Annotated in this window: 20 protein-coding genes; 10 read left to right on the top strand and 10 right to left on the bottom strand. The window is 67.6% G+C overall.

The features are described 5' to 3' along the window. Window positions 1–89 precede the first annotated feature (89 nt). Window positions 90–1,340, top strand: a complete 1,251-nt coding sequence (locus KVT32_RS02165) for an MFS transporter (protein ID WP_217617614.1) — start codon at window positions 90–92, stop codon at window positions 1,338–1,340. On the opposite strand, the gene KVT32_RS02160 is transcribed toward KVT32_RS02165, so the two are convergent. The 5 genes from KVT32_RS02160 to KVT32_RS02140 all read right to left on the bottom strand — a co-directional run bounded on the left by KVT32_RS02160 (window position 1,318) and on the right by KVT32_RS02140 (window position 6,431). Further along, the gene (locus KVT32_RS02160) at window positions 1,318–2,184 is read right to left on the bottom strand and encodes a carboxylesterase (RefSeq protein ID WP_152384626.1); all 867 of its coding nucleotides are present in this window, start codon (window positions 2,182–2,184) and stop codon (window positions 1,318–1,320) included. The two genes, KVT32_RS02165 and KVT32_RS02160, sit on opposite strands and share 23 nt — an antisense overlap. Continuing rightward, window positions 2,181–3,338, bottom strand: a complete 1,158-nt coding sequence (locus tag KVT32_RS02155) for a glycosyltransferase family 4 protein (protein ID WP_217617613.1) — start codon at window positions 3,336–3,338, stop codon at window positions 2,181–2,183. Before KVT32_RS02155 ends, KVT32_RS02160 begins: the two co-directional genes overlap by 4 nt. Then, entirely contained in the window at window positions 3,313–4,269 is a 957-nt protein-coding gene (locus KVT32_RS02150) for a glycosyltransferase family 9 protein (protein WP_217617612.1), read from the bottom strand. Before KVT32_RS02150 ends, KVT32_RS02155 begins: the two co-directional genes overlap by 26 nt. A gap of 160 nt (window positions 4,270–4,429) precedes the next feature. Continuing rightward, window positions 4,430–5,737, bottom strand: a complete 1,308-nt coding sequence (locus tag KVT32_RS02145; RefSeq protein ID WP_217617611.1) for an ATP-binding protein — start codon at window positions 5,735–5,737, stop codon at window positions 4,430–4,432. Continuing rightward, window positions 5,730–6,431 carry a response regulator gene (locus tag KVT32_RS02140; protein WP_279989020.1) on the bottom strand — a complete coding sequence of 234 codons (702 nt, stop codon included), beginning with the start codon at window positions 6,429–6,431 and terminating at the stop codon, window positions 5,730–5,732. The genes KVT32_RS02145 and KVT32_RS02140 overlap by 8 nt, the downstream gene beginning before the upstream one ends. 243 nt (window positions 6,432–6,674) lie before the next feature. Between KVT32_RS02140 and KVT32_RS02135 the strand changes: the two genes are divergently transcribed. After that, a complete protein-coding gene (locus KVT32_RS02135; RefSeq protein WP_217617609.1) occupies window positions 6,675–7,298 on the top strand; it encodes a glutathione S-transferase family protein in 624 nt (207 codons plus the stop codon). A 46-nt stretch (window positions 7,299–7,344) separates the two neighbouring features. On the opposite strand, the gene sodC is transcribed toward KVT32_RS02135, so the two are convergent. From sodC to KVT32_RS02115, 4 genes are all read right to left on the bottom strand, one after another. Next, the gene (gene sodC / locus KVT32_RS02130; RefSeq protein WP_217617608.1) at window positions 7,345–7,869 is read right to left on the bottom strand and encodes a superoxide dismutase family protein; all 525 of its coding nucleotides are present in this window, start codon (window positions 7,867–7,869) and stop codon (window positions 7,345–7,347) included. Window positions 7,870–8,035: 166 nt separating this feature from the next. Beyond that, window positions 8,036–9,364 (bottom strand): DUF445 domain-containing protein, encoded by a 1,329-nt coding sequence (locus KVT32_RS02125; protein WP_217617607.1) that lies wholly within the window; start codon window positions 9,362–9,364, stop codon window positions 8,036–8,038. Between the two features lie 78 nt (window positions 9,365–9,442). Beyond that, window positions 9,443–10,657 (bottom strand): AI-2E family transporter, encoded by a 1,215-nt coding sequence (locus KVT32_RS02120; protein ID WP_254636719.1) that lies wholly within the window; start codon window positions 10,655–10,657, stop codon window positions 9,443–9,445. Between the two features lie 53 nt (window positions 10,658–10,710). Further along, window positions 10,711–11,643: a LysR family transcriptional regulator gene (locus KVT32_RS02115; RefSeq protein ID WP_152384631.1), complete on the bottom strand. Its 933-nt coding sequence runs from the start codon at window positions 11,641–11,643 to the stop codon at window positions 10,711–10,713. A gap of 207 nt (window positions 11,644–11,850) precedes the next feature. Between KVT32_RS02115 and KVT32_RS02110 the strand changes: the two genes are divergently transcribed. The 7 genes from KVT32_RS02110 (at window position 11,851) to KVT32_RS02080 (ending at window position 21,354) form a co-directional block, all read left to right on the top strand. Next, window positions 11,851–13,971: a 3-hydroxyacyl-CoA dehydrogenase NAD-binding domain-containing protein gene (locus tag KVT32_RS02110; RefSeq protein ID WP_217617606.1), complete on the top strand. Its 2,121-nt coding sequence runs from the start codon at window positions 11,851–11,853 to the stop codon at window positions 13,969–13,971. Window positions 13,972–13,995: 24 nt separating this feature from the next. Further along, complete coding sequence (locus KVT32_RS02105) at window positions 13,996–15,177, top strand: acetyl-CoA C-acyltransferase (protein ID WP_217617605.1); 1,182 nt, start codon at window positions 13,996–13,998, stop codon at window positions 15,175–15,177. Between the two features lie 9 nt (window positions 15,178–15,186). Continuing rightward, the gene (locus tag KVT32_RS02100) at window positions 15,187–16,383 is read left to right on the top strand and encodes an acyl-CoA dehydrogenase family protein (protein ID WP_217617604.1); all 1,197 of its coding nucleotides are present in this window, start codon (window positions 15,187–15,189) and stop codon (window positions 16,381–16,383) included. Window positions 16,384–16,392: 9 nt separating this feature from the next. Then, window positions 16,393–17,526: an acyl-CoA dehydrogenase family protein gene (locus KVT32_RS02095; RefSeq protein WP_217617603.1), complete on the top strand. Its 1,134-nt coding sequence runs from the start codon at window positions 16,393–16,395 to the stop codon at window positions 17,524–17,526. A 16-nt stretch (window positions 17,527–17,542) separates the two neighbouring features. Beyond that, a complete protein-coding gene (locus tag KVT32_RS02090; RefSeq protein WP_217617602.1) occupies window positions 17,543–19,483 on the top strand; it encodes an acyl-CoA synthetase in 1,941 nt (646 codons plus the stop codon). Between the two features lie 39 nt (window positions 19,484–19,522). Then, complete coding sequence (locus KVT32_RS02085) at window positions 19,523–20,506, top strand: tripartite tricarboxylate transporter substrate binding protein (RefSeq protein ID WP_217617601.1); 984 nt, start codon at window positions 19,523–19,525, stop codon at window positions 20,504–20,506. 161 nt (window positions 20,507–20,667) lie between these two features. After that, the gene (locus KVT32_RS02080) at window positions 20,668–21,354 is read left to right on the top strand and encodes a GntR family transcriptional regulator (protein WP_217617600.1); all 687 of its coding nucleotides are present in this window, start codon (window positions 20,668–20,670) and stop codon (window positions 21,352–21,354) included. 16 nt (window positions 21,355–21,370) lie between these two features. On the opposite strand, the gene KVT32_RS02075 is transcribed toward KVT32_RS02080, so the two are convergent. Further along, the gene (locus KVT32_RS02075) at window positions 21,371–22,243 is read right to left on the bottom strand and encodes a LysR family transcriptional regulator (protein WP_152384638.1); all 873 of its coding nucleotides are present in this window, start codon (window positions 22,241–22,243) and stop codon (window positions 21,371–21,373) included. A 137-nt stretch (window positions 22,244–22,380) separates the two neighbouring features. On the opposite strand from KVT32_RS02075, the gene KVT32_RS02070 reads away from it, so the two are divergent. Continuing rightward, window positions 22,381–23,901 (top strand): MFS transporter, encoded by a 1,521-nt coding sequence (locus KVT32_RS02070; protein ID WP_152384639.1) that lies wholly within the window; start codon window positions 22,381–22,383, stop codon window positions 23,899–23,901. Window positions 23,902–23,916: the final 15 nt, after the last annotated feature.

Raw genomic sequence — 23,916 nt, 5'->3', positions numbered from 1 at the left:
CCGCACAGCAAGGACCGGAGTGCGGGGCCGCAAGGGTACGATCAACATCGTGCCCTTGCCGTTTGCGCGGCGCCCGCCGCTCCCTTCCAATGCCCGCCCTGCCCTCCGCCTTCCGCCGCCTTGCGGCGTCGAACCTTGCCGCGCAATTCTCCGAGCAGATCGCGCTGGCGGCAGCGCCCTTGTATGCCGTGCTGACCCTGGGCGCCACCGCGGCGCAGACCGGCTATCTGCAGACCGCGCAAACGCTGCCGTTCCTGTTGCTTTCCCTGCCCGCCGGTGTGCTGGCCGACCGGATGTCGCGCCGGTCCCTCATGACTGGCGCCGAATGCGTGCGCGCGGCAAGCCTGATTGCACTACTGACGCTTTTGTGGACGGGCGGCCTCAGCCTGCAATGGCTGGCGGCGCTGGGCTTTGCCGGGGCGGTGGGCACTGTCGCCTACAACGTCGCGGCCCCCGCGTTGGTGCCCAGGCTGGTCCCTCCTGCCGAACTGTCCAACGCCAACCGCTGGCTGGAGCTGGCGCGCAGCGCTGCCTTTTCTGCCGGTCCGGCCGCGGGCGGCGCGCTGGTCGGGTGGATGGGCGCATCCACCGCTTACGTGCTTGCCACCACCCTGTCGCTGCTGGCCGCCGTGTTTCTTGCCGGCCTGCCGCAAGATGCGCCCAAGCCCGCCATGCGGCGCCATCCGCTGACCGAACTGCGCGAAGGCGCGGCATTCGTCGCCACGCATCCCTTGTTGCGCCCGGTTCTCTTGACCGCCCTCTTCTTCAATACCGCGTGGTTTGTCCTGCTGGCCATCTACGTTGCCTACGCCGTGGATCGGCTGGGCTTGTCGGCCGCGGGTGTCGGCATCACGCTGGGCATCTACGGCGCGGGGATGCTGGCCGGCGCGTTGGCTGCACCGTGGCTCGCGCGCCGGCTATCGTTCGGCGCGATGATCGGCGCGGGACCGCTATCCGCGTTGCTGGCCAGCATCATCCTGCTGACGACGCTGGTCTTTCCGTCTGGTGCATGGGCGGCGGTGGGCTTCTTCCTGTTCGGCGCAGGGCCCATCCTGTGGACCATCACCACGACCACCCTGCGCCAATCGGTCACGCCCAACGCCTTGCTGGGCCGTGTGTCATCCGTCATCGTGACGGCCAACTTCGGCGCGCGGCCCATTGGCGCATTGATCGGCGCCACCTTGGCTGCGAAGTTCGGCGTAGAAGCCTGCCTCTGGGTGTCGACCGCCGGCTTCGTCATCCAGTTCGCCGTGCTGTTCACGTCGCCGGTGCTGCGGTTGGAAAGGCAGCCGGAATCGGTTCCTGCGCAACCCGCGATCAAGGCCAAGCAATCCCGCTGACGAACGCCGTAGCCCGCAAGACGACATCGCCGCATCCGCGGCCCATCGTGATCACATGTTCACGGTCTGCCAGCAGCTGCAAGTGCACATTCGTGTTGCGCGCCGTTTTCGCGATCTCGAACGCGCCGGATACGGTCGCGACGTCGTCGTGCCGTGCATGGATAACGAGGCACGGCGCTCGCACCATGTCCATCCGGCGCCGTACCGCGGCCGCCAGCTTACGCATCTGGCCCAGCGCCCCCAACGGCGTGCCAGGCAAGCCCGCGCGGCGCAGCCGTCCCGGCACCGCGCGATGCCGGGCGATGCCCAGCATACGCAACACCGGCAGCAGGAAGGCCGTGCTTGCCCGGCGCGGACCCGCACGGTCGTCATGACGGAGCACGGGCGATAACGCCAGGACGCCGGCTACGTGGAACGGCCGCTCCTGCGCCAGGGCAAGGGCCAGCACGGCGCCCGTGGCGATTCCGCCGACGACGATGCGATCGGTCCGGCAGGCCAGCATGTCTGCCCCCCGGCGCACGCTGGCCAGCCAATCCATCCACCCTGCGCCGGCCAATTCTTGCAGCGACCCGCAATGGCCCGCCAGCTTGACCGCCATGACGCTGTAGCCCTGTTCATTCAGACCGCGCGCCAGTTCGTGCATTTCCCAGGGTGCGCCGCCCAGACGGTGGATCAGCAGGATTCCCGTGCGCGCGCGCTCGCCCTGGCCCACAAGCAACTGCTCGCCGGCCTGGGGCGCCAACGGCGGCAGCGGGCCGTCGCATGCCGTCGCCGTCCGGATGACGGACGTCGCGCACGGGTCCGGACACGCCGCCACCTTGCAGACCCTGTCGATCGTGGTCATGCCGACGCCCCGCCGCGCTGATAGCGTTCGGGCGGCAAGCGTGCGCCCACGGCGACGCGATACGCCTCAAGCGTGCGGAACATCTTTTCTCCCAGGCGCAGATGCGCATCTGCGAACGCCCGCGCGTTGGCCACAATGGTCTGCGCATGCCACGGCCGGTTCCGGATCTGCAGGATGCAGTCGGCATACGCCGCGACGTCACCGGGCGCGGCAAGCCAGCCGGTACGGCCCGGCACGACGATCTCCGGCAGCCCACCCACATTGCTGGCAACGACGGGCCGCTCGCCGGCGAAGGACTCGGGCACGATGCGCGACCAGGCTTCGGTTGCGGACGGAACCAGCACCACGTCCGCGGCGCGGATCATGTCGGGCACGTCGGTCCGGTGACCTGCAAACACAACATGCTCCGCGATGCCCAGATCCACGGCCAGGCGGTACAGCGAATACGCATAGGGTTGTGTGCGCGCGGTTGCCATGCCCACGACCAGGGCCACCGCGGGCACGCCTTGAATGCGCAGGCGTTGCACCACGTGGAGCAGATCGGCCTGGCCTTTCTCCGGGCGCAGCATCCCCACGGTGGCGATGACGTAAGACGCCTTGGGCGCCGGTATCCCCAAGCCGCGACGGATCCGCAGGACGGCATCCGGCGCGTCACCGGACTGAAAGAACGCGTCGCCGGCCCACTCCCCGACCACGCTGATCCGGTCGTCCGGCACCAGCCGGGCCGCCAGCAGTTCTTGTTTGCCGACGTCGCTGGTGGCGATGACGTGGTCGCAGCCGAGCTTCCATTCCAGCCGGCGGCGCAGGGATGAACGCATGGGCTTGGCAAAATGACGCGTGCGCACGACGGCGCACAGATCCCGGCACAGCGCGGCCGTCTTGGCGTCTGCGCGGCTATGGCTATCGATGACCTGGATGCGCATCGCCTGGACGGCCCGGCGCAGCGCCAGGACGGTCCTCGGCGAATAGGCAGGGTTGAAGTCAATATCCACGGTCGTCAGCTTGCGCTCGCGCGCGGCGTGGCTCACGGCGCTGCCCGAGGGCGACGCAATGGCCACTTCGTAGCCGTGAAGGTGCAGCCAGCTCGCCTGCTCCAGCGTGCGGAATTCCAATCCGCCCAGACTGCGCTCAGCCAGCGTGTGCAGTATGCGCATGATGATCCAATACATCCAGACAGGCCGCCAGCACTTCACCGGGCGTGATCGAATTGATGCCGCTTGGCGGATGCCGCGGCACCACGAACGCCGACCCGCGCCGGCGCCAGAACCACTCGGGATTCGCTTCGTTGAAAACGCCCACATACGGCACGCAAGCGCCTTGCGCGATGTGCGAGGGGCCGCAATCGTTGGCTACCACCAGCCGCGCGCGCAGCATGATGGCGCTCAGCTCGGCGATGGGCCGGCAATAGGCAATGGAGAAGTCCGGCCGCTGCATCGCGCGCAGGGCATCCCGCTCCGAGGCTTCCTGCTGGCCCAGCACGAAGAGAAAACGGGTGCCGGCGCCCAGCAGCGGTTTCAGCCTGTCGGCCAGCCGCAGGTAGTTCGACAGGCTCCAGCGCTTGAAGTCGCCGGCGCCGCCCCCGGGAATCATCACCACGTCGCCGCCCAACGGCACACGCAGGTGCGGACGCGCCAGCGTATAGAAACAGGCGCGCGTCGCCCCCTCCAGGTCGAATGGCCGGTACGACGCCAGCAAGCGCAGATTGGCCTGGCCGATGTATTCGGTGATGTCCTTGCGATGGCAATGCGTCCAGGCCACGTCGCTGAAGCGGGCATTGCGAAAGCCCAACCGGATCGCCGGACGGCGCAGCAGATTGACCACGCCGAATCGCTCGCTGCTGTGATGCAGGCTGACGGACATGCGGGTCTCGGATTTCAGGCTGCGCAGGTAATCGATGAATGTCGAGGCACGTACGAACTCGTCGACCCACGGCAGCGCCCGGTAGAAATTGCCCACGTCGTCACGGGCGACCACCTTCAGCCGGCGCGATGGCCACCATGTCTTGAGCTGATACAGCGTTGGCATGGCGACGATCTGGTCGCCCAGCTGCGGCTGGCTTCTGACATACACAACGATCTCCGACACCTGCGGCCTCCGTATTGACGGCCAGTTGGCCGATGGCCGGCAATGTATCGGGAGGCGTCAGGCAAATTTCCGGGATCTCTTTAACAATTGTGAAGAAGCATTAAGCGGCCCGGCATACCACTGCACAACGCCGGCGGCCGCGCGCGGCGGGCGGGTCGGATCAGGCCGCTTGCCAGCGAATCACGAAGCGGGCGCCGCCCAGCGGGCTCTCGGACACCAGCGCCTCGCCGTTGTGCCATCGCGCCACGCGGCGCACAATCGCCAGGCCCAGCCCGGTACCGCCAGTGCCGCGCGCTCGGCTTTCGTCGAGCCGGATGAAGGGATCGAACACGCGCTCGCGATCGGCGGGCGGCACGCCCGGCCCATCGTCGTCCACCGTCAGCACGTACTGCCGTGGCGCGGGGCTGGCAAGTCCGACCTGCACTTGCCCGCCGGCGTGGCGGATGGCGTTCTGCAGCAGGTTGAGCAAGGCGCGCGTCATATAGCGCGGGTGCAGCCGCACGTCGCCCGCATCGCAGTGCGTCACCACGCACTGCACCCCCGACAATTCGGCCTCGAACGACGCATGCTGCACGACGGAATCGAGCCACCCGCGAGCGTCCTGGGCTTGAAGCGGAATGTCGTCGCTCTTGTGTTCCAGGCGGGCGTACATCAGCAATTCCGACGCCATGCTGTCCAGCTCGGCGACATCGTTTTTCATGTCTTCGACCAGTCGCCGGCGCGCGGCGGGATCGGCCTCTCGCTCGATCATGTCCAGCTCGAACGACAAGCGGGCGATGGGCGTGCGCAGTTCGTGCGATACCGCGTTGGTCAGTTCGCGCTGATTGCTGATCAGCGCGCTGATGCGTTCGGACATCTGGTTGAAGGTGTCGCCCAGCCCACGGATGCTGGAAAACCGCGACAGCTGGGCGCGCACCCGCAGGTCGCCCTGCCCCATTCGCTGCGCGGCGGTCTTCAGCGCCTCCAGGTCGCGCCAGACCGGCAGCGCCCACACCAGCATGAAGGCGCACAACAGCACGCCCAGGGCAGCGTAGATTGCGACGATCACCCACGTGCCGACGAGCGGCTCGGGCGGCAGCTTGACCATCAGCCACTGTGCCCCCGGGCCCGGTATTGCCGCCACGAAGCTCATCAGGTTGTCGCGCAGGAAGAACCCGCCCGCGTCGATGGTGCGCCGTTCATCGCCGGTCAGCGCGAAATCGGCCGCGTTGTAGTCGGCCGGCTCCAGTACCTGCAACGCCAGCCCGTAATGTGGCGCCAGCGTGTTGCGCACGTAGTCGGGGCGCGCGTCCGGCGGCACGTGGGCGAGCTCCTGCTTCAGGCTGTGCAACTGGCCTCGGACAGCTTCGCGCGTGTAATTGGCCGTCTCCGACTCAAAAAGATAGTTTGCCGCCCGGTCGACGACTTCGTTGGACAAGACGAAGCCAATGGCCAGCACCACGAAGATGCGCAGGACGAACTTAAGCATCGTCCTGCTCGTGACCCTTGGGCGAGAACAGGTAGCCCTTGCCCCAGATGGTCTTGATGCGGGCCGGATCCCGCGGATCGTCATCGAGCTTGCGGCGCAATTTGCTGATGCACACATCCACGGTGCGATCCAGCCCATTGAATTCGATGCCGCGCACCGCGTTCAGCAGGTCGTCGCGCGTCAACACCTGCCCAGCCTGGCTGGCAAGCGCCCAGAGCATTTCAAATTCCAGTGTCGTCAGGTCGACCTCGACCCCGGCCACCATCACCGCGCGCGTCTGGCGGTCGATGGACAGCGCGCCGAAATCCAGGCGTTCAGGCTGCAGCTCGGTCTGGTTGTGGCGCCGCATCAAGGCGCGGATACGCGCCAACAGGACGCGCGGTTCCACGGGCTTGATGACGTAATCGTCCGCGCCGGACTCCAGGCCCAGGATGTGATCCAGATCGTCTTCGCGCGCCGTCAGCATCAGGATCGGCGCAGTCGAGAACGCACGCAGGTCGCGGCAGACCTGCAAGCCGTCGCGGCCCGGCAGCATCAGGTCCAGGATGGTGATGGCCGGCTCGTGGCGGCGGAACGCATCCACCGCGTGATCGCCGCGATAAGCCTGGGCGACATTGAAACCGTGTTGTTCCAGAAACTGCGCGATCAGGCGCGCCAGCTTCGTATCGTCTTCGACTAACAGGGCCTTGGTCATGGTGGGCAGACAGAGGTTCATGCACCGTCACGGTGCAATGGCGCGGCAAGCATACACCGAAGCCCGACCTCTGCCGCGCGCGCGACGCCGGCTCCCCACTCATACCGGGGCAGTCGGACACGTGTGATGTGACGGCATTCTGTTCTGGCTGCGCATCCCCCGATCTGTATCTGGCGATGGCCCTCGCCGCCCGCTAGACTGCGGCGATCCTGTACTTCCGAACGCTCCGCCGGGCTGGCTGTCATGCTGAAAATTCTGGGTAAGGCCTCGTCCATCAACGTGCGCAAAGTGCTGTGGACGTGCGCAGAACTGAACCTGCCCTTCGATCGCGAAGACTGGGGCAGCGGTTTCCGGCCGACGTCCGATTCGCAATTTTTGGCGCACAATCCCAATGCGATGGTGCCCGTGATCCAGGATGGCGACTTCGTCCTGTGGGAGTCCAACACCATCATCCGCTATCTGGCGGGCCAGTATGACGGGCGGCATCTTTATCCGGCCGAGCCCAAGGCGCGGGCCCGGGTGGATCAATGGATGGATTGGCAGGCAACGGACCTGAACCGGTCCTGGAGCTACGCGTTCATGGCGTTGGCCCGGCAGTCGCCCGCGCACCAGGACGCCGCTGCCATCGAGGCGTCGTGCAAGGAATGGGCGCGGTTCATGGGGATCCTGGACCAACGCCTGGCCGACACCCGGGCGTACGTGGCGGGCGACACCTTCACGTTGGCCGACATTCCCGTCGGGCTGTCCGTGAACCGGTGGTTCCAGACGCCTTTCAATAAGCCCGCGCTGCCGTCGGTGGCGGCCTATTACGACCGCCTGGCCGGGCGCGACGGCTACCGGCAGTACGGCCGCAACGGGACGGCCTGAGCACGGGACGCGATCGGCGCCGGCCGGGCCGGCGCCGTCATCCTTCCTACTTCACGACGCCGCAAACCAGGCGTCCGCCTCCGCCGCCCAGCGGCTCGGGCTTGTCGCTGTAGTTGTCGCCGCCCGCGTGGATCATCAGCGCGTGCCCCTTCACGTCCGCCAGCTTCAGATGCGGCGCCAGAACGCTTTTCGTCGCGCTGCCGTCGGCCGCAACGGTGAGGAACGGCAGGTCGCCCTGGTGTCCGTCGGTAGCCATCGGTCCTTTGTGGGCCTTGGTGCCCTTCGGGTCCAGATGGCCGCCCGCGCCGCCACCCGGGGCGGTCTTGCCGTTCACCATGCCCGGCTCGCAGGAGCCTTTTTCGTGGACATGGAAACCCCGCTCGCCCGGCGGCAGGCCTTTGAGGTGCGGCGTGAATTGCAGCCCCTCCTTGGTGTCTTTCAAGGTGATGGTGCCGGCGCTCTTGCCCACGCCTTCTGGCGTCAGGAACGACATCGAGACGTCTTCGGCCAGCGCCGCGCTGGACGCGCCCGCCAAAGCCAGCGCCGTGACAAGCATCGAGAATTTCTTCATGAATTGCCTCCTGGAAAGATGCCCGCGAACTGCGGGCGGCCAACGGAGCGAGACGCGCGCCTCGCGCGATGGGTGGCGCCAATGAAGATAGCACCGGCGCCGGGCGGTCCGCCAGCAAACTTCATTCCTGATACAAGGTTTGACACGGCGTAGGACACCGCGCCGTTTATCCGTTCACCAGCAGGATCACCGCGTGCAGCAGCACGCCGATCAACCCCCCGACCAGCGTGCCGTTAAAGCGGATGTATTGCAGGTCGCGCCCCACGCTGAGTTCAAGTTCATCGACCAAATGGCGCTCGTCCCAATTCTTGACGGTGCGTGAAATGTGCTCGGTGACGCCCACGCGCAGCCGGCCGGTCAGCCGCCGCGCGCCGCCCAGGATGTGGTTGTTGATGGCCTCGCGCAGCCTGGGGTCTTCGCCCAGCTTGCGGGCCAGCGCCAGCAGCGCGCTTTCCAGGTGCGCGGCCAGCGCGGAGTGTTCGTCCGCCAGGTCACGCCGCAGCGCCGCATGGATGTCGTCCCACAGACCCTGGACATACTCCTGGACCTTGGGATGGTCGATGGCCCGCTGCTTCAGCGCTTCGGCCTGGCCGGCCAGGGCGGGATCCGTCTTCAGGCGTTCGATGTAGTTCATCACCCAGGCCTCGTAGTCACGGCGCACCGGATGATCGGGCTGGGACAGCACATCGCGCAGCTCTTCGACGAGCGCGCGCGCCAGGCGGTCGGCCAGGTTGTCGGCGATGTTGTCGACGGACTTGACCACGTCGACGGCGGCGATGATGCGCGGCCATTCCTTGCGGGCGAACTTCACGAGCAGCGTCGAGGCCCGTTCCTTGACGTCTTCCTCGGCCAGATAGCCGCCCAGGCGCTCCAGCGCGGCGTCCAGCAATTCCTGGTGCCGCCCGTCGCGGGTCAAGAGGCCCAGAACCTCGCCCGCCGTGGCGGCCGCGTCCCAGCGGCGCAGATTGCTGACCACGAACTCCTGGATGACGCCCCGCACGGCGCGGTCATCCAGCAGGTCCAGCGTTTGCAACGCCACCCGGCGCGCGCCGTCGCTCAGGGCGCGCGCCTGGGCGGGCCGCGCCAGCCAGCGGCTGAGCCGGGCGGCGGGGTCGAAGACGCGCAGCTTTTCGATCAGGGTATCGGGGTCCAGGAAGTGATCGCGCACGAACACCGCCAGGCTGTCGCCGATACGGTCCTTGTTGCTGGGGATGATGGCGGTGTGCGGAATGGGCAGGCCCATGGGCCGCCGGAACAGCGCCACCACGGCGAACCAGTCGGCCAGCGCGCCCACGGTGGCGGCCTCGCAGAAGGCGCGCACCCATGCCCACGCGCCCTGCCCGCCCATGACGTGGCTGGTGATGAAGCCGCTGACCATGGCCGCCAGCAGCGCCAGCGCCGCGATCTTCATGCGGCGCAATTGCGTGCGCCGCGCATCCAGGGATGGCGCGGCGCGCACGCCGGAGAGCCGGTCGGAACGGAAAGTGTCGGTCATGGAGAATCCGGTGATTCGAGGTGCAAGCATACCAATCGCACGCCGCCCGGCCATTGCGGCCGGGCCTGCCCGCAAGGCCTACTCGCTCAGGAACTCGGACAATGCCTCCAGCCCTTCGATGTGGTCGGAAACCACCTTTGCGATGAACGCAATGGGCAGCGACAGCAGCGTGCCCCAGATGCCCCACAGCCACGTGAAGAGAAGCAGCACGATGAACACGGCGACGGCGTTCATGCGGGCGATCCGCCCCGACATCCACGTGGTGACGAGCACGCCGATCAAGAGCGCGATCGCAACCGAACTCATCGAGATCGCCAGCGCCGGGCCAAGTTCTCCGAACTGGATCAGGCCGGCAATGCCCGTGCCGACCGCCGTCATCAGCGGACCGAAGTACGGGATGATGTGCAGCGCACCGGCCACCACCGCCCACGTCGCGGCGTTTTCCAGCCCAAGCCAGCGGAACGCCACCCACGACAGCAGACCCAGCGCCACGTTGGTCACCAGCATCATCGCCATGTACATGTGGATCGAATTGTTGATCTGGTCCAGCATGTGCACGCTGATCTTCTTCTGCGACAGCGTATTGCCCGCCATCTTCACGAACTTGCGCTTGAACGCGTTGCCCGACAGCAGCAGGAAAAAGACCAGGAACACGCACATGGTCGCCTGCCCCACGAAGGTCGCCAGGCCTTTCGAGCCCCACAGCAAGATGTCGCTCAGGCCCGCGTCCGGGTTGGCGACGACGACCCGCCCGCCTGCCTTGGGCGCGCCGGATTCCTGCAGAATGCTTGCTGCATTGCGCAATTTTTCCAGGAACGACCCGTCCCCGCTCAACAGGCCGCCCAGCGTGCGGGACAGCTTGCTCGATATCTCGGGCAACGCATTGACGATGTCGGTGACCTGGTCCTTCGTGAAATAGATCACACAGCCTATTCCGAACGCGATGGCGCCCATGACGACCACCGTGCCCAGCGACCGGGGCACGCGGTACCTTTCAAGCATTGCCACCACGGGGTCCAGGGTGTAGGCGACCACGATCGCCATCACCACCGGCACGATGAATTCTTGCGCAGCCTTCAGGCCGAACAGCACCGCCAGCACCGTTAGCGTCACGAGGCAAAAGCCGCTGACGCGCACGAGCGGTGTCGGCGCGGGCGGCTTGATAAGGCCGGCGTCCTGGGCCGTGACCTTTTCTTCTGGCGGTTCGGGTTTATCGTCGGCCGGCGGGGCCGTCACCGGCTCCGGGCCCTGCCTCGGCGTCGAGGTGTCCACTGGCGTCGCGCTGTCCATCATTCCCCTCACATCCAATTTGCGAAGGCCTTCAGCAAGTCTCGTGCCCGCGCGGTTCAACCAGGGCTTACCGCCAGCAGACCGGGTTCGCCGTCATGCCGCCGCTGCGCGCGTTCGAGGATGAATTCGATCATCATCGCCAGCGCGCGCGGATGATGGCGGTTGGGCATGTACAGCATATACATGCCGCGCCCGAAAATGCTCAACCGCCAGTCCGTCAGCGCCGGTAACAGCTCGCCGCGCGCGATGTCTTCATGCACCACGTAATCCGGAACCACACCCACGCCCAACCCCGCGCGGATGGCGTCGCGCAGGAAGGCGTAGTTGCGGGAAATGACGGTGGGTTCCAGCACCACATGCTGGCGGGGCTGGCCGCCGTAGTAGGCAGACAGGCGCAGCGGCCGCCCGATCACGGCGGCGCTGATGACGGGCGTGCCGGCCAGGTCTTCCGGCCGCTGCGGCAGGCCGCGGCTTGCCGCATAGTCGGGGGACGCGCAGGCCACGTAGCGCACCTGCCCCAGTTCGCGAGCGACCAGATGCTGCGGCGGGTCGGACATGATGCGCACGGCGATGTCGACCTCGTCGCGCAGCAGGTCTTCGACGCTGTTCTCGAACAGCACGTCCAGCACGATGTCGGGGTAGGTCTTCTTGAATTCCAGCAGCCAGGGCGTCATCACGAACTGCCCGTACCCGCTGGGCACGCTCAGGCGCACCTTTCCCTGCGGCGTTTTGCCCAGCGTTTCGATCGACTCGCGCGCGGCCGCCAGTTCGTCCTGAATGCTGCGGCCGTGCTTGTACAGCTTCAGGCCAATCTCGGTGGGCTCCACGCGCCGGGTCGTGCGCCGCACGAGCTGCATGCCCACCGATCGCTCGAGCTGGCTCAGGTGATAGCTGACGTTGGCCCGCGTCATTTTCAGGCGGCGCGCGGCTTCGCTGAGATTGCCCGCGTCCAGGATTTCGACCAGCAGGGTGAGGGATTTGGTGTCCATGACGGCGCTCCTTGCCGTGCATTGTCAAATTTTCTTATCCGGAGTGTCAATTATCGATGCCATTGTCAAGACATCTTTGCTGGGAAAGAATAAAGCCATAACAGACGGGCCACGCCTGGCCCGCCCCAGGCTCCGCTCGCGCAGCCGTCGGCGCTCCGGCATGCCGGCGCGGCGCGCGAGCCGGAAGCCATTAAGGAGACACTGTCCATGACAGACAGCGCAAGCACCGGCGCGGCCCAGACGCGCCGCCATGAAGACATTATGGTCGTCGTCATCGACCATCCTCCCGTCAACGCCCTGAGCGCCACCGTGCGCCGCACGTTGTCCGAGGCCATCGTGCAGGCGCAGACCGACACGCGGGTGCGCGCGATCCTGCTGATTGGCGCCGGCAAGAATTTCATCGCGGGCGCCGACATCCGCGAATTCGGCAAGCCGCCGCAACCGCCCCTGCTGCCGGACCTGTGCAACCAGATCGAAGCCAGCGCCAAGCCGGTCATTGCCGCCTTGCATGGCGCGGCACTGGGTGGCGGGCTGGAGATTGCGCTGGCGGCGCACTACCGGGTCGCGCTGGCCAGCGCCAAGCTGGGCCTGCCCGAAGTGAACCTGGGCCTTTTGCCCGGCGCGGGCGGCACGCAACGCGCACCCCGTTTGATGGGCGCCGCCGCGGCGCTGGACCTGATGCTGAGCGGCAAGCCCCTGTCCGCCGATGCAGCCCTGGCAGCGGGGCTGGTCGACGCCCTGGCCGCCGAGGACGATCCATTGGACGCCGGCCTGGCCTACACGCGGCAGCTGCTGGCGCTGAACGCAGGCCCGCGCCGCACGCGCGACGCGGGTCATGCGCTGGCGGACCAGACTGCGCAACGCGCGGCGCTGGACGCCGCGGCCGAACGCGTGGCCGACACCACCCGTGGCCTGTATTCCCCCGCCAAGATCGTGCAAGCCGTGCGCGCCGCCATCGACCTGCCCTTCGACGAGGGCCTGCGCACCGAACGCGCCCTGTTCATGCAATGCCTGGACAGCCCGCAACGCGCCGCGCTCATCCACGCGTTCTTCGCCGAGCACGACAGCGCCAAGATTCCCGAGCTCAAGGAAGCCCGTTCCCGCCGTCTGGAACGCGTGGGCATCGTGGGCGGCGGCACGATGGGCGCGGGCATCGCCGTGGCGGTGCTGGATGCCGGTCTGCCGGTGGTGATGGTCGAACAGGACGATGCGGCCCTGGCGCGCGGCCGCACCCGCGTCGAACAGGTGTACGACCTGCTGGTCAAGAAAGGCCGCATCACCGCTGACGAACGCGCGGCCCGCCTGGCGCGCTTTACCGGCGCCACGGATTACGACGCGCTCGGCCAGGCCGATCTCATCATCGAAGCCGTGTTCGAGGACATGGCCGTCAAGCAGGCCGTCTTTGCGCAACTGGACCGCGTGGCCAAGCCCGGCGCGGTGCTGGCCACCAATACCTCTTATCTGGACGTGGACCGGATCGCCGAAGCGACGCGCGGGCCCGCCGACGTGCTGGGGCTGCACTTCTTTTCGCCCGCCAACATCATGAAGCTGCTGGAAGTGGTGGTCGGCCGTCACACCGCGCCGGATACCGTGGCCACCGGCTTCGAGCTGGCGCGGCGGCTGCGCAAGATTCCCGTGCGCGCGGGCGTCTGCGACGGCTTCATCGGCAACCGCATCCTGGCCGTGCACCGGCAGGCGGCCGACATGATGATGGAGGATGGCGCCTCGCCGTACGACATCGACGCCGCCGTGCGCGCGTTCGGCTATCCGATGGGTCCCTACCAGATGGCCGACCTGGCGGGTGGCGACATCGGCTGGGCCACACGTAAGCGCCGCGCCGCCACGCGCGATCCCGCGCTGCGCTATGTGCAGATTCCCGACCGCCTCTGCGAGCGCGGCTGGTTCGGGCAGAAGACCGGCCGCGGGTTCTATCTGTATCCCGACGGCGCCCGCCAGGGCACGCCCGACCCCGAGGTGCTGGCCATCATCGACGAGGAACGCCGCCGCGCCGGCGTCACGCCCCGCCCATTCACGCAGGAAGCCATTTTGCGGCGCTATCTGGCCGCCATGGTCAATGAAGCCGCCAACGTGCTGCATCAGGGCATCGCGCTGCGCCCTTCCGACATCGACGTGGTGTTCCTGTCCGGCTACGGCTTTCCGCGCCATCGCGGCGGCCCGATGCACTACGCCGACAGCGTGGGCCTGGCGCAAATCCTGGCCGACATCCGCGGCTACGCGGCCGAAGACCCCGCGTTCTGGAAGCCATCGCCGCTGCTCGTGCAGCTGGCCGAATCCGGCCGCACCTTTGGCAGCCTGAACGCCGCCTGATCCAAACACCTTTTAGGAACCCCAATGCGCGAAGCCGTCATCGTCTCCACTGCCCGCACCCCCATCACCAAGGCGGGGCGCGGCGAATTCAACCTGATCGCCGGGCCCACGCTGGCCGCGCACGCCGTGCGCGCCGCCGTGGAGCGTGCCGGCATCGACCCCGCGCTGATCGAAGACGCGTTCATCGGCTGCGGCTATCCGGAAGGCGCCACCGGCCGCAACATCGGCAGGCAGGCCGTCATCCGTGCCGAGTTGCCTGTCAGCGTCGGCGGCGCCACGATCAACCGCTATTGCGCGTCCGGCCTGCAGGCGATCGCCTCGGCCGCGAGCCGCATTGTGATGGATGGTGCGCCCGCCGTGATCGCCGGCGGCGTGGAACTGGTATCGCAGATCCGCACGCGCGACGACGGCGTCAGCGGCATGGACCCGTGGATCGTGGCCAACAAGCCCGCGCTGTATCTGCCCATGATCGAGACCGCCGACATCGTGGCCGCGCGTTACGGCATCAGCCGCGAGGCGCAGGACCGCTTTGCCGCGCAAAGCCAGGCGCGCACCGAGGCCGCGCAGGCCGCCGGCCGCTATCGCGAGGAGATCGTTCCGGTCACGACCACCATGTCCGTCACGGACCGCGCGACGGGCGCCGTCACCGAGCGCGAAGTGACGGTGGACAAGGACACCTGCAACCGCCCCGGCACCACCTACGAGGCGCTGGCCGGCCTGGCCCCTGTCCGGGGCGAGGGCCAGTTCGTCACGGCGGGCAATGCCTCGCAGCTGTCGGACGGCGCAGCGGCCTGCGTGCTGATGGAAGCCGCCGAAGCGCAGCGCGCCGGCATCCGGCCGCTGGGCGCGTTCCGCGGCTTGGCCATCGCCGGCTGCGAGCCCGACGAAATGGGCATCGGCCCGGTGTACGCGGTGCCCAAGCTGCTGGCCCGCCACGGCCTGAAGGTGCAGGACATCGACCTGTGGGAACTGAATGAGGCATTCGCCTCACAGGCGCTGTATTGCCAGGAAAAGCTCAGCATCCCCATGGATCGCCTGAATGTGGACGGCGGCTCTATCGCTCTGGGCCATCCCTTTGGCGTCACGGGCGCGCGGCTGGCAGGCCACGTCCTGATCGAGGGCCGCCGCCGCGGCGCCCGCTACGCCGTCGTCACGATGTGCATCGGCGGCGGCATGGGCGCGGCCGGCCTGTTTGAAATCTACTGAGAGACCCGCATGGATCTGGAATTCACCCCCGAAGAAATCGCCTTCCGCGACGAGGTGCGCGCCTTCCTGGACGCGAAGCTGCCGCGGCGGCTGTCGGACAAGGTCAGCGAAGGCAAGCTGCTGACACGCGATGACATGACCGAGTGGCATGCCATCCTGAACGCGCAAGGCTGGCTGGCCACGCATTGGCCCATTGAATACGGCGGCACGGGCTGGAGCGCATCGCAGAAGTACATCTTCGATAACGAATGCGCGCTGGCCAATGCGCCGCGCATCGTGCCCTTCGGCCTGAGCATGCTGGGACCCGTGCTGATCAAGTACGGCACCGAGGCCCAGCGCCGCTACTGGCTGCCACGCATTTTGGACGGGTCGGACTGGTGGTGCCAGGGCTACTCGGAACCCGGCGCGGGCTCGGATCTGGCGTCGCTCAAGACCACGGCCATGCGCGACGGCGACAGCTATGTCGTCAACGGCCAGAAGACGTGGACCACGCTGGGCCAGTACGCCAACATGATCTTCTGCCTGGTGCGCACCTCGCAGGAAGGCCGGCGCCAGGAAGGCATCAGTTTTCTCTTGATCGACATGAACAGCCCGGGCATCGAAGTGCGCCCGATCATCACGCTGGACGGCGAGCACGAGGTCAACGAGGTGTTCTTCTCGGACGTGCGGGTTCCTGCCGAAAACCTGGTGGGCGAGGAAAACCGCGGCTGGACCTGCGCCAAGTACCTGCTGACCTATGAACGCACCAACATCGCGGGCGTCGGCCAGTCCACGGCCGCGCTGGAACGCCTGAAGGCCGTGGCCTCGCGCCAGAAACGGCACGGCCGCACGCTGGCCGAAGACCCGGATTTTGCCGCGCGCCTGGCGCGCGTGGAGATCGAGCTGGCCAACATGCGCACGACCAACCTGCGCGTGGTCGCGGCGGTGGCTGGCGGCGGCGCGCCCGGCGCGGAGAGCTCGATGCTGAAGATCCGCGGCACGCAGATCCGACAGGAGATCAGCGCCTTGAACCGCCGCGCCATGGGCCCGTACGCGCGCCCCTTCGTGCCCGAGGCGTTGCACGACGGTTACGACGCGCCCGCCATCGGTCCGGACGGCGCAAACAGCGCCGCGGCGCAGTACTTCAACAACCGCAAGCTGTCGATCTTCGGCGGCTCCAATGAAATCCAGAAAAACATCATCTCCAAGATGATCCTGGGACTGTAAGGGCTGGCCATGAATTTCGAACACACCGAAGACCGGCGCATGCTCTCGGACATGCTGCGCCGCTTTGTCGCCGAGCAATACGACTTCACCACGCGCATGCGCCACGCCGAATCGCGCGAGGGCTACAGCCCCGAGTTCTGGCGCCGCTACGCCGAGCTGGGCGCCATCGGCGCACTATTCACCGAGGCCGATGGCGGCCTGGGCGGCGCGGGCTTCGATATCTCCGTCGTCTTCGAAGCCCTGGGACGAGGCCTGGTGGTCGAGCCCTTCCTGGACGCCGTGATGGTCGGCAGCGCCATCGCCGCGGCGGGCTCGCCGGCGCAGCGCGAGGCGCTTGACGGCCTGATCGCCGGCAGCCTGACCGCTGCATTGGCCCACGCCGAACCGGCGTCGGGCTACGACCTGAATCAGGTGGCCACGCGCGCCGAATCCAGCCCCGACGGCTGGGTGTTGAACGGCGCCAAGGCCGTCGTCTACGCGGGCGAGCATGCCGACCTGTTCCTGGTATCGGCGCGCACGGCAGGCAATGTTGACGACGAATCGGGCATCGGCCTGTTCCTGGTGACCCGAGGCACGCCGGGCTTGGCGCTGCGGGGCTACGGACTGATCGATGGCGGCCGCGCAGCGGAACTGGTGCTGGACAACGTCAAGCTCGCCCCTGACGCCCTGCTGGGCGAGGCGCACGCCGGTCACGCGCTGCTGGAACGCGCCGTGGGCCGCGGCATCCTGGCGCTGTGCGCGGAAGCCGTGGGCGCCATGGACTGCGCGCGCGACGCCACGCTGGAATACCTGCGCACGCGCCGCCAGTTCGGCGCGCCGCTCGGCAGCTTCCAGGCCTTGCAACACCGCATGGCCGACGTGCTGCTGGAAATCGAGCAGGCCCGCTCGGCCGTCATCAACGCGGCAGCCGCCGTAGACCATCCGGATCGCGCCACGCGCGAACGCGCGCTGTCCGCGGCCAAGGTCACGATCGGCCGCATCGGCACGCTGGTGGCCGAGGAATGCATCCAGTTGCATGGCGGCATCGGCATGACGTGGGAACTGCCGCTGGCGCACTACGCCAAGCGCCTGGTCATGATCGATCACCAACTGGGCGACGAAGACCACCACCTGCGGCGCTACATCGCGCTGGGGCAGGCTTGAGCGCGCAGGCACGGCCATGATCGACTCCCCTACCTCGACCCGCGCCCGCCCCATTGCCGCGCCCTTTGCCGCGCCGTTTCCGGTACGCACAGCGCAGGACGTGCAGCGGCTGCAGGCGCGGCCGCTGGCGGACACGCTGACGGTACAAAGCACGTACGAGATCTTCTGCAATTCCGCCGCCGCGTTCGGCGACAGGCGGGCGCTGACCTTCCTGCGCAGCGCCGACCCGGCTGACGATGCCATCAGCTGGACCTACCGTGAACTGCTGGCCGGCATCCACCAGACCGCCAACCTCTTGCACAGCCTGGGCATCCGCGAAGGCGACGCCGTGGGCGTGCTGCTGCCCGGCTGCCTGGAATACCACCTGGCGCTGTGGGGCGGCGAGGCGGCAGGCATCGTGCAGCCGCTCAATCCCCTTCTGACCGACGACAAGCTGGCGTCCTTGATGACGACGGCGGGCGCCAAGGCGCTGATCGCCTATGGGTCCGACGTGGAATGCGGCTCGTGGTCCAAGGCGCTGCGCCTGATGGAACGCGTGCCGACCCTGAAAACACTGCTCCGCGTGGCCCCGTGGCACGAGCCCGAAGCCGACCGCCCCGCGCTGCCTGACTTCGCGCGCGATTTCAACGCGGCCCGCGCGGCCCAGCCCGCCGACCGCCTGGTCAGCGAACGCGTCATCCGCGCCAGCGATGTGGCTGCCTACTTCCACACCGGCGGCACCACGGGCGCGCCCAAGCTGGCCATCCACAAGCACACCAACCAGGTGTTCTCCGCGTGGGCGGCCGTGCAGCTGCAAAACGCCGGGCCGGGCGACGTGGTCATCAACGGCTATCCGCTCTTTCACGTGGCGGGGGTGCTGCCGGCGTCGCTGGCAGCGTTGTCGGCTGGCGTCGAAACCGTCATCCCGACCACCCTGCTGCTGCGCAACCGCGATGTGCTGCGCAACTACTGGCGTCTCGTCGAAAAACACCGCGCCACCTCGTTGCAAGGCGTGCCGACCATCCTGGCCGCGCTGGCCGAGGTGCCGCTGGACGGCGCCGACATCTCGTCCCTGCGCTACTGCCGCACGGGCGCGGCGCCCCTGCCCGCCGAGCTGGCCGCGCGCTTCAAGCGCCTGTTTGGCCTGCATGTCAGCGAAAGCCTGGGCATGACCGAGATGGCCGGCATCACGTCGATCTCGCCGCCGGGCTGTGAATTTCCGGTCAATTGCGTGGGGTTTCCGCTGCCCTATGTACAGGTGCGCATCGTGGGGCTGGACATGCCCGCGGGCCAGCCCGCGCGCGACCTGCCCGCCGGCACGCCGGGCATGGTGCTCATCAAGGCGCCCAACGTCATCCCGGGCTTTCTGGATCCCGCGGACACCGCGCACGCCTTCACTGAGGACGGCTGGCTGATCAGCGGCGACGTCGGCTTCATGGATGCCGAGGGCCGCCTGCATCTGCAAGGGCGCGCCAAGGACCTGATCATCCGCGGCGGCCACAACATCGATCCCAAGACCATCGAAGACGCCCTGGCCACGCATCCGGCCGTGCAACTGTGCGCGGCGGTCGGCGCCCCCGACGCCTACGCGGGGGAATTGCCGATCGCGTTCGTCACGCTGGCCGAAGGCCGTGACGCGACCGAGGCCGAACTGGTGGCCTACGCCGCCGCGCACGTGGACGAAGGGCCCGCACGGCCCAAGCGCGTGGTGATTCTGGACAGCATGCCCATGACCAACGTGGGCAAGATCTACAAACCCGATTTGCGCCGCCTGGCGACCGCCGTGTCGGTCGAGGCCGTGGTGGCGCGCACCCTGCAAGCGGCTGGCCGCGCCCAAGACGATCCCGTCTTTCGCGTGCTGGCCGATGCGCAACCGGATGTCGCCGTAGAAGCCGGCGCCGGTGCGCCCGCGCCGCTGATCGCCAGCCTGCGCGAGGCGCTATCCCGGCTGCCTGTCAAAGTCGACGTGCGCGATTGACTGGCATCCCATAACAACACCCACCAGGAGACAACACCCATGGCCCGACTGCCCCTGCGACGCGCTTGCCTCGCCGTCCTTACGCTCACCCTGGCAAGCGCCGCCTTGCCTTTTTCCGCCAGTGCGCAGACCGACTTTCCCACCAAACCCATCACGCTGATCGTGCCCTTCCCGGCCGGCGGCTCGACCGACCGGCATCTGCGCATCGTGGCGCAGGATGCCTCCAAGTATCTGGGCCAGCCCGTCATCGTGGAGAACCGTCCCGGCGCGGGCGGCACGCTGGGCACCGCCACCATGGCCAAGACGGCCAAGCCGGACGGCTACACCATCGCCCTGTACACGCTGGCAATGCTGCGCATGCCTTACATGCAGAAAAGCAGCTGGGATCCGATCAACGACTTCACTTTCATCCTGGGCCTGTCGGGCTATACGTTCGGCTTCACCGTCCGCTCGGACTCGCCCTACAAGACGTTCAACGAGTACATCGAGGCCGCGCGCAAGGCGCCCGGCAAGATCGACTACGGCTCGACCGGCATCGGCTCGTCGCCGCATCTGATCATCGAAGAGATCGCCATCAACGCGAACGTCAAGCTGAACCATGTGCCGTTCAAGGGCAACGCCGACATGCAGCAGGCGCTGCTGGGCGGCCACGTCATGGCGCAGAGCGACGCCACGGGCTGGGACCAGTTCGTCGATTCCGGCAAGATGCGCCTGCTGGTCACCTTTGGCGACAAGCGCACGACCCGCTGGCCCGACGTGCCCACCGCGCAGGAGCTGGGCTACAAGGTCGTGTCCACTTCCCCCTACGGTCTGGCCGGTCCCAAGGGCATGGACCCGGCGGTCGTGAAGATCCTGCATGACGCGTTCAAGAAGGCCCTCTTCGATCAGGCCAGCATGGACGTCATGAAGCAGCTCAATCAGGAGCCGGCCTATCGCAGCAGCGAGGACTACAAGGCGTGGGCGCAGGCGACCTTCGTCAAGGAAAAGGACCTGATCGAGCATTTGGGGCTGATGGCCAAATAACAGTGGCCTGACCGGGCGCCGGGGTTGGCGCCCTTTTGGGCCCGGCAGCCGGCGCGGCGTGCGGACAGATTTTGCATGCAAGAAATGTCCACCGCCGCGCCTGCCTTTTGTTAGACTGGCTGCCCGATGATTTTCCACACCGGCAGCCCCTGCCGCGCCTCATGATCCAGGACGTACAGCCAGACCCCAGCGCCGACGACATCGCAAGGGAAGTGTCCGCCGCCATCGTGGCGCACAAGCTCCCGCCCGGCACCCGGTTGCGCGAAGAGGCCCTGGCCCGGGTCTACAAGGTCAGCCGCACCAAGATCCGCGCGGCGCTTCTGATGCTGTCCAAGGACAAGCTCATCAACATCGTGCCGGACAAGGGCGCCTTCGTCAGCAAGCCGGATGCGAACGAGGCGCGCGAGGTCTATGCGGTGCGCCGCATCCTGGAGGCCGCGCTGGCCCGGGAATTCGTGGCGCGCGCGACGCCCGACGATTACCGCCGTATCGACGACCACCTGGCCGAAGAGCGCCGCGCGCTCGACAGCGGCGACGTGCAGACACGCAACCGCCTGCTCAGCCATTTTCATATCCTGCTCGCCGAAGCCGTCGGCAATTCCGTCCTGACCGGCATGTTGCGCGAACTGTCGGCGCGCAGCGCGGTGATTACCGTGCTGTATCAGACCTCGCACGACGCAAATTGCTCGTCGCGCGAGCATCACGCCTTCATCGAGGCGGCGCGCGCGGGCGACGCCGAGCGGGCCTGCGCCCTGATGGACGAACACCTGGAGCATGTGTTGACCGCGCTGGACTTCAACGGGGACAAGCAGGCCGGCAGCGACCTCGTCGCCGCGCTGCTCAGCTGACACCCCTTTCGTGCCGCTATCCGGCGCGCAGCAGTTGCTCCATGCGCTGCTGCAGCCAGCGCTCGGTCTCGTTGAGCACCGCCCCCTGCATCCATAGCGTGCGCACAGCCAGCATGGGCAGCGCCAGTTCCGCGCAGGGCAGCGGCCTGAGCGTCGTACGAAAACTCTCGTACTCCGCAATGTTCAGGGGCAGGATCGCAAAGCCCAGCCCGTCGGCCACCATGCCCGCAATGCTGTAGAAGCTGTCGGTGCGCCAGACCGTCGGGCTCAGCACCATGTCCTCCACGCCCTCCATCTGCATGACCAGTTGGCGGTGACGCGCCAGGTCCTCGCGCGACACCTGCGGCAACCCCGCCAGCGGATGGCCGGACGCCACGAAAATCCCTTGCGCCACGTTGCCCAGGGATTGGTGCGCGAAGTCGCTGCCGGGATCGCCCCGGTCGAAGTGGAATGCGATGCTTGCCCGGCCCTGGCGCACGTAATCGGCGACCTCGGTCGCGGTGCCGTTCAGTTGCGTCAGCTCCAGCGCCGGAAACCGCTCGGCCAGTTCCACCACCAGCGCGCCCAGCACCAGATAAGGCAAGGCTTCATCCAGCGCAATGGACAGGCGCGCCTCCTGTCCGCCGGCGAACGCCAGCGCCCGCTGCGACAACCCGCCGGCCTGGCGCAGCAGTTCCTTGGCCTCCAGCAGCATCACCTCGCCGGCCGGCGTCAGCACCGCGTTGCGGCGCGACCGGTCGAACAGTTCCACCCCAAGATCCGCCTCCAGCAGCCCCACCGCCGTGCTGACGGCCGACTGCGCGCGCCCGATGCGCCGCCCCGCTGCCGAAAACGAACCCGCTTCCGCGGCTGCCACGAATTGCCGTAATTGATCCAACGTCCACTGCATGCGGTGCTCCTGATTAACCATCTATTTTATAGATGGAATCCAACTTTTTATGGCCAATATCTAGATGGATAATGCGTTCCGTGATCCCGAGCGCGCCCGACGCGCCGGGATCATGGTTTTCAATAAGGAGTAGAACCATGCAGCGGACTCATTCGAACGCTGTCGCCGCGGCCGCCCCCGGCCGCTGGCTCGTGCTGGCCATCGTGTCCAGCGCCTTGCTGCTGATCGTCGTGGACATGACGGTCCTGTACACCGCCCTGCCGCGGCTCACCCATGAACTGGGCGTCACGGCCTCCGCCAAGCTGTGGATCGTGAACGTTTACGCGCTTGTCGTGTCCGGCCTGCTGCTGGGCATGGGCACGCTGGGCGACCGCCTGGGGCACAAGCGCCTGTTCATGATGGGGCTGGCCGTGTTCGGCGCGGCATCCCTGGCCGCCGCTTACTCGCCCGGCGCACTCGTCCTGATCCCCGCGCGCGCGTTGTTGGGCGTGGGCGCGGCGATGATGATGCCCGCCACCCTGTCCATCCTTCGTCTTGCGTTTGCCGACGAGCGCGAGCGCGCCGTCGCGATCGGCGTCTGGGCGTCGGTCGCCTCGGGCGGCGCGGCGCTGGGGCCCGTCGTGGGTGGCCTGCTGCTGGAGCATTTCTGGTGGGGTTCCGTGTTTCTCATCAACGTGCCCATCGTGCTGCTGGCGCTGCCGCTGGCATGGCGCTTCATTCCGGCCAGCCGGCCTGACGCGTCGCGCCCCTGGGATCTGGCCGGCTCGCTGCAAGTGATGGCAGGCATGGTGCTGTGCGCCTACGCGCTCAAGGAGCTGGGCCGCGCTTCGCCTTCCTGGCTGAACGCCGCGCTGGCCTGCGCGGCAGGCGCCACCATGCTCGCCATCTTCGTGCGGCGACAGCGGCGGCGTCCCTACCCGCTGATCGACTTCGCGATCTTCCGCAATCCATCCTTCAGCTCTGCCGTGGCGGCGGCGCTGTTTGCCGCAGCGGCGCTACTAGGCATGGAACTGGTGTTCAGCCAGCGGCTGCAACTGGTGCTGGGCATTTCGCCCATCCAGTCCGCGCTTTTCATCCTGCCGCTGCCGCTGGCCGCGTTCGTCGCCGGGCCGCTGGCCGGTCTGCTGCTGGGGCGCATCGGCAGCCGGCGCCTGCTGTTCCTGGCGCTGCTGGTGTCGGGCCTGGGCATGGGTGGCTATCTGCTGACCTACGACGGGGCCGTGCTGCCGCAACTGATCAGCCTGTGCGTGCTGGGCCTGGGCATCGGCGCCACCATGACGGCCGCCTCCAGCACCATCATGCAAAGCGCCACCCCCGAGCGCGCCGGCATGGCCGCGTCCATCGAGGAAGCCTCGTACGAGCTGGGCGGCGCGCTGGGCGTGACCTTGATGGGGTCCATCCTGTCTGGCGTCTACGCGCAATCGCTTTCCGTGCCGGCAGGCGTGACGGCCACCGGCGCGGCGCGCGACAGCCTGGACGAAGCGCTCATCGTGGCCGACAGCCTGCCCGCTGACTTGGCGGCGACGCTGGCGTCGCTGGCCCGAAGCGCCTTCGAGACCGGCTACGCCGCGGTGATCGCCACCGCCACGATCATGCTGCTGGGCACGGCCGCGTTCGTGCTGCTGAACCGCGCCCGGCGGACAGCGCAACCGGGCTGAAGGCGCGCCCGCCCG

Origin of the sequence: Achromobacter sp. GbtcB20, assembly GCF_019091095.1 — a bacterium.
Taxonomy (GTDB): domain Bacteria; phylum Pseudomonadota; class Gammaproteobacteria; order Burkholderiales; family Burkholderiaceae_B; genus Achromobacter; species Achromobacter mucicolens.
This window is presented reverse-complemented; position numbering and strand designations above follow the sequence as displayed.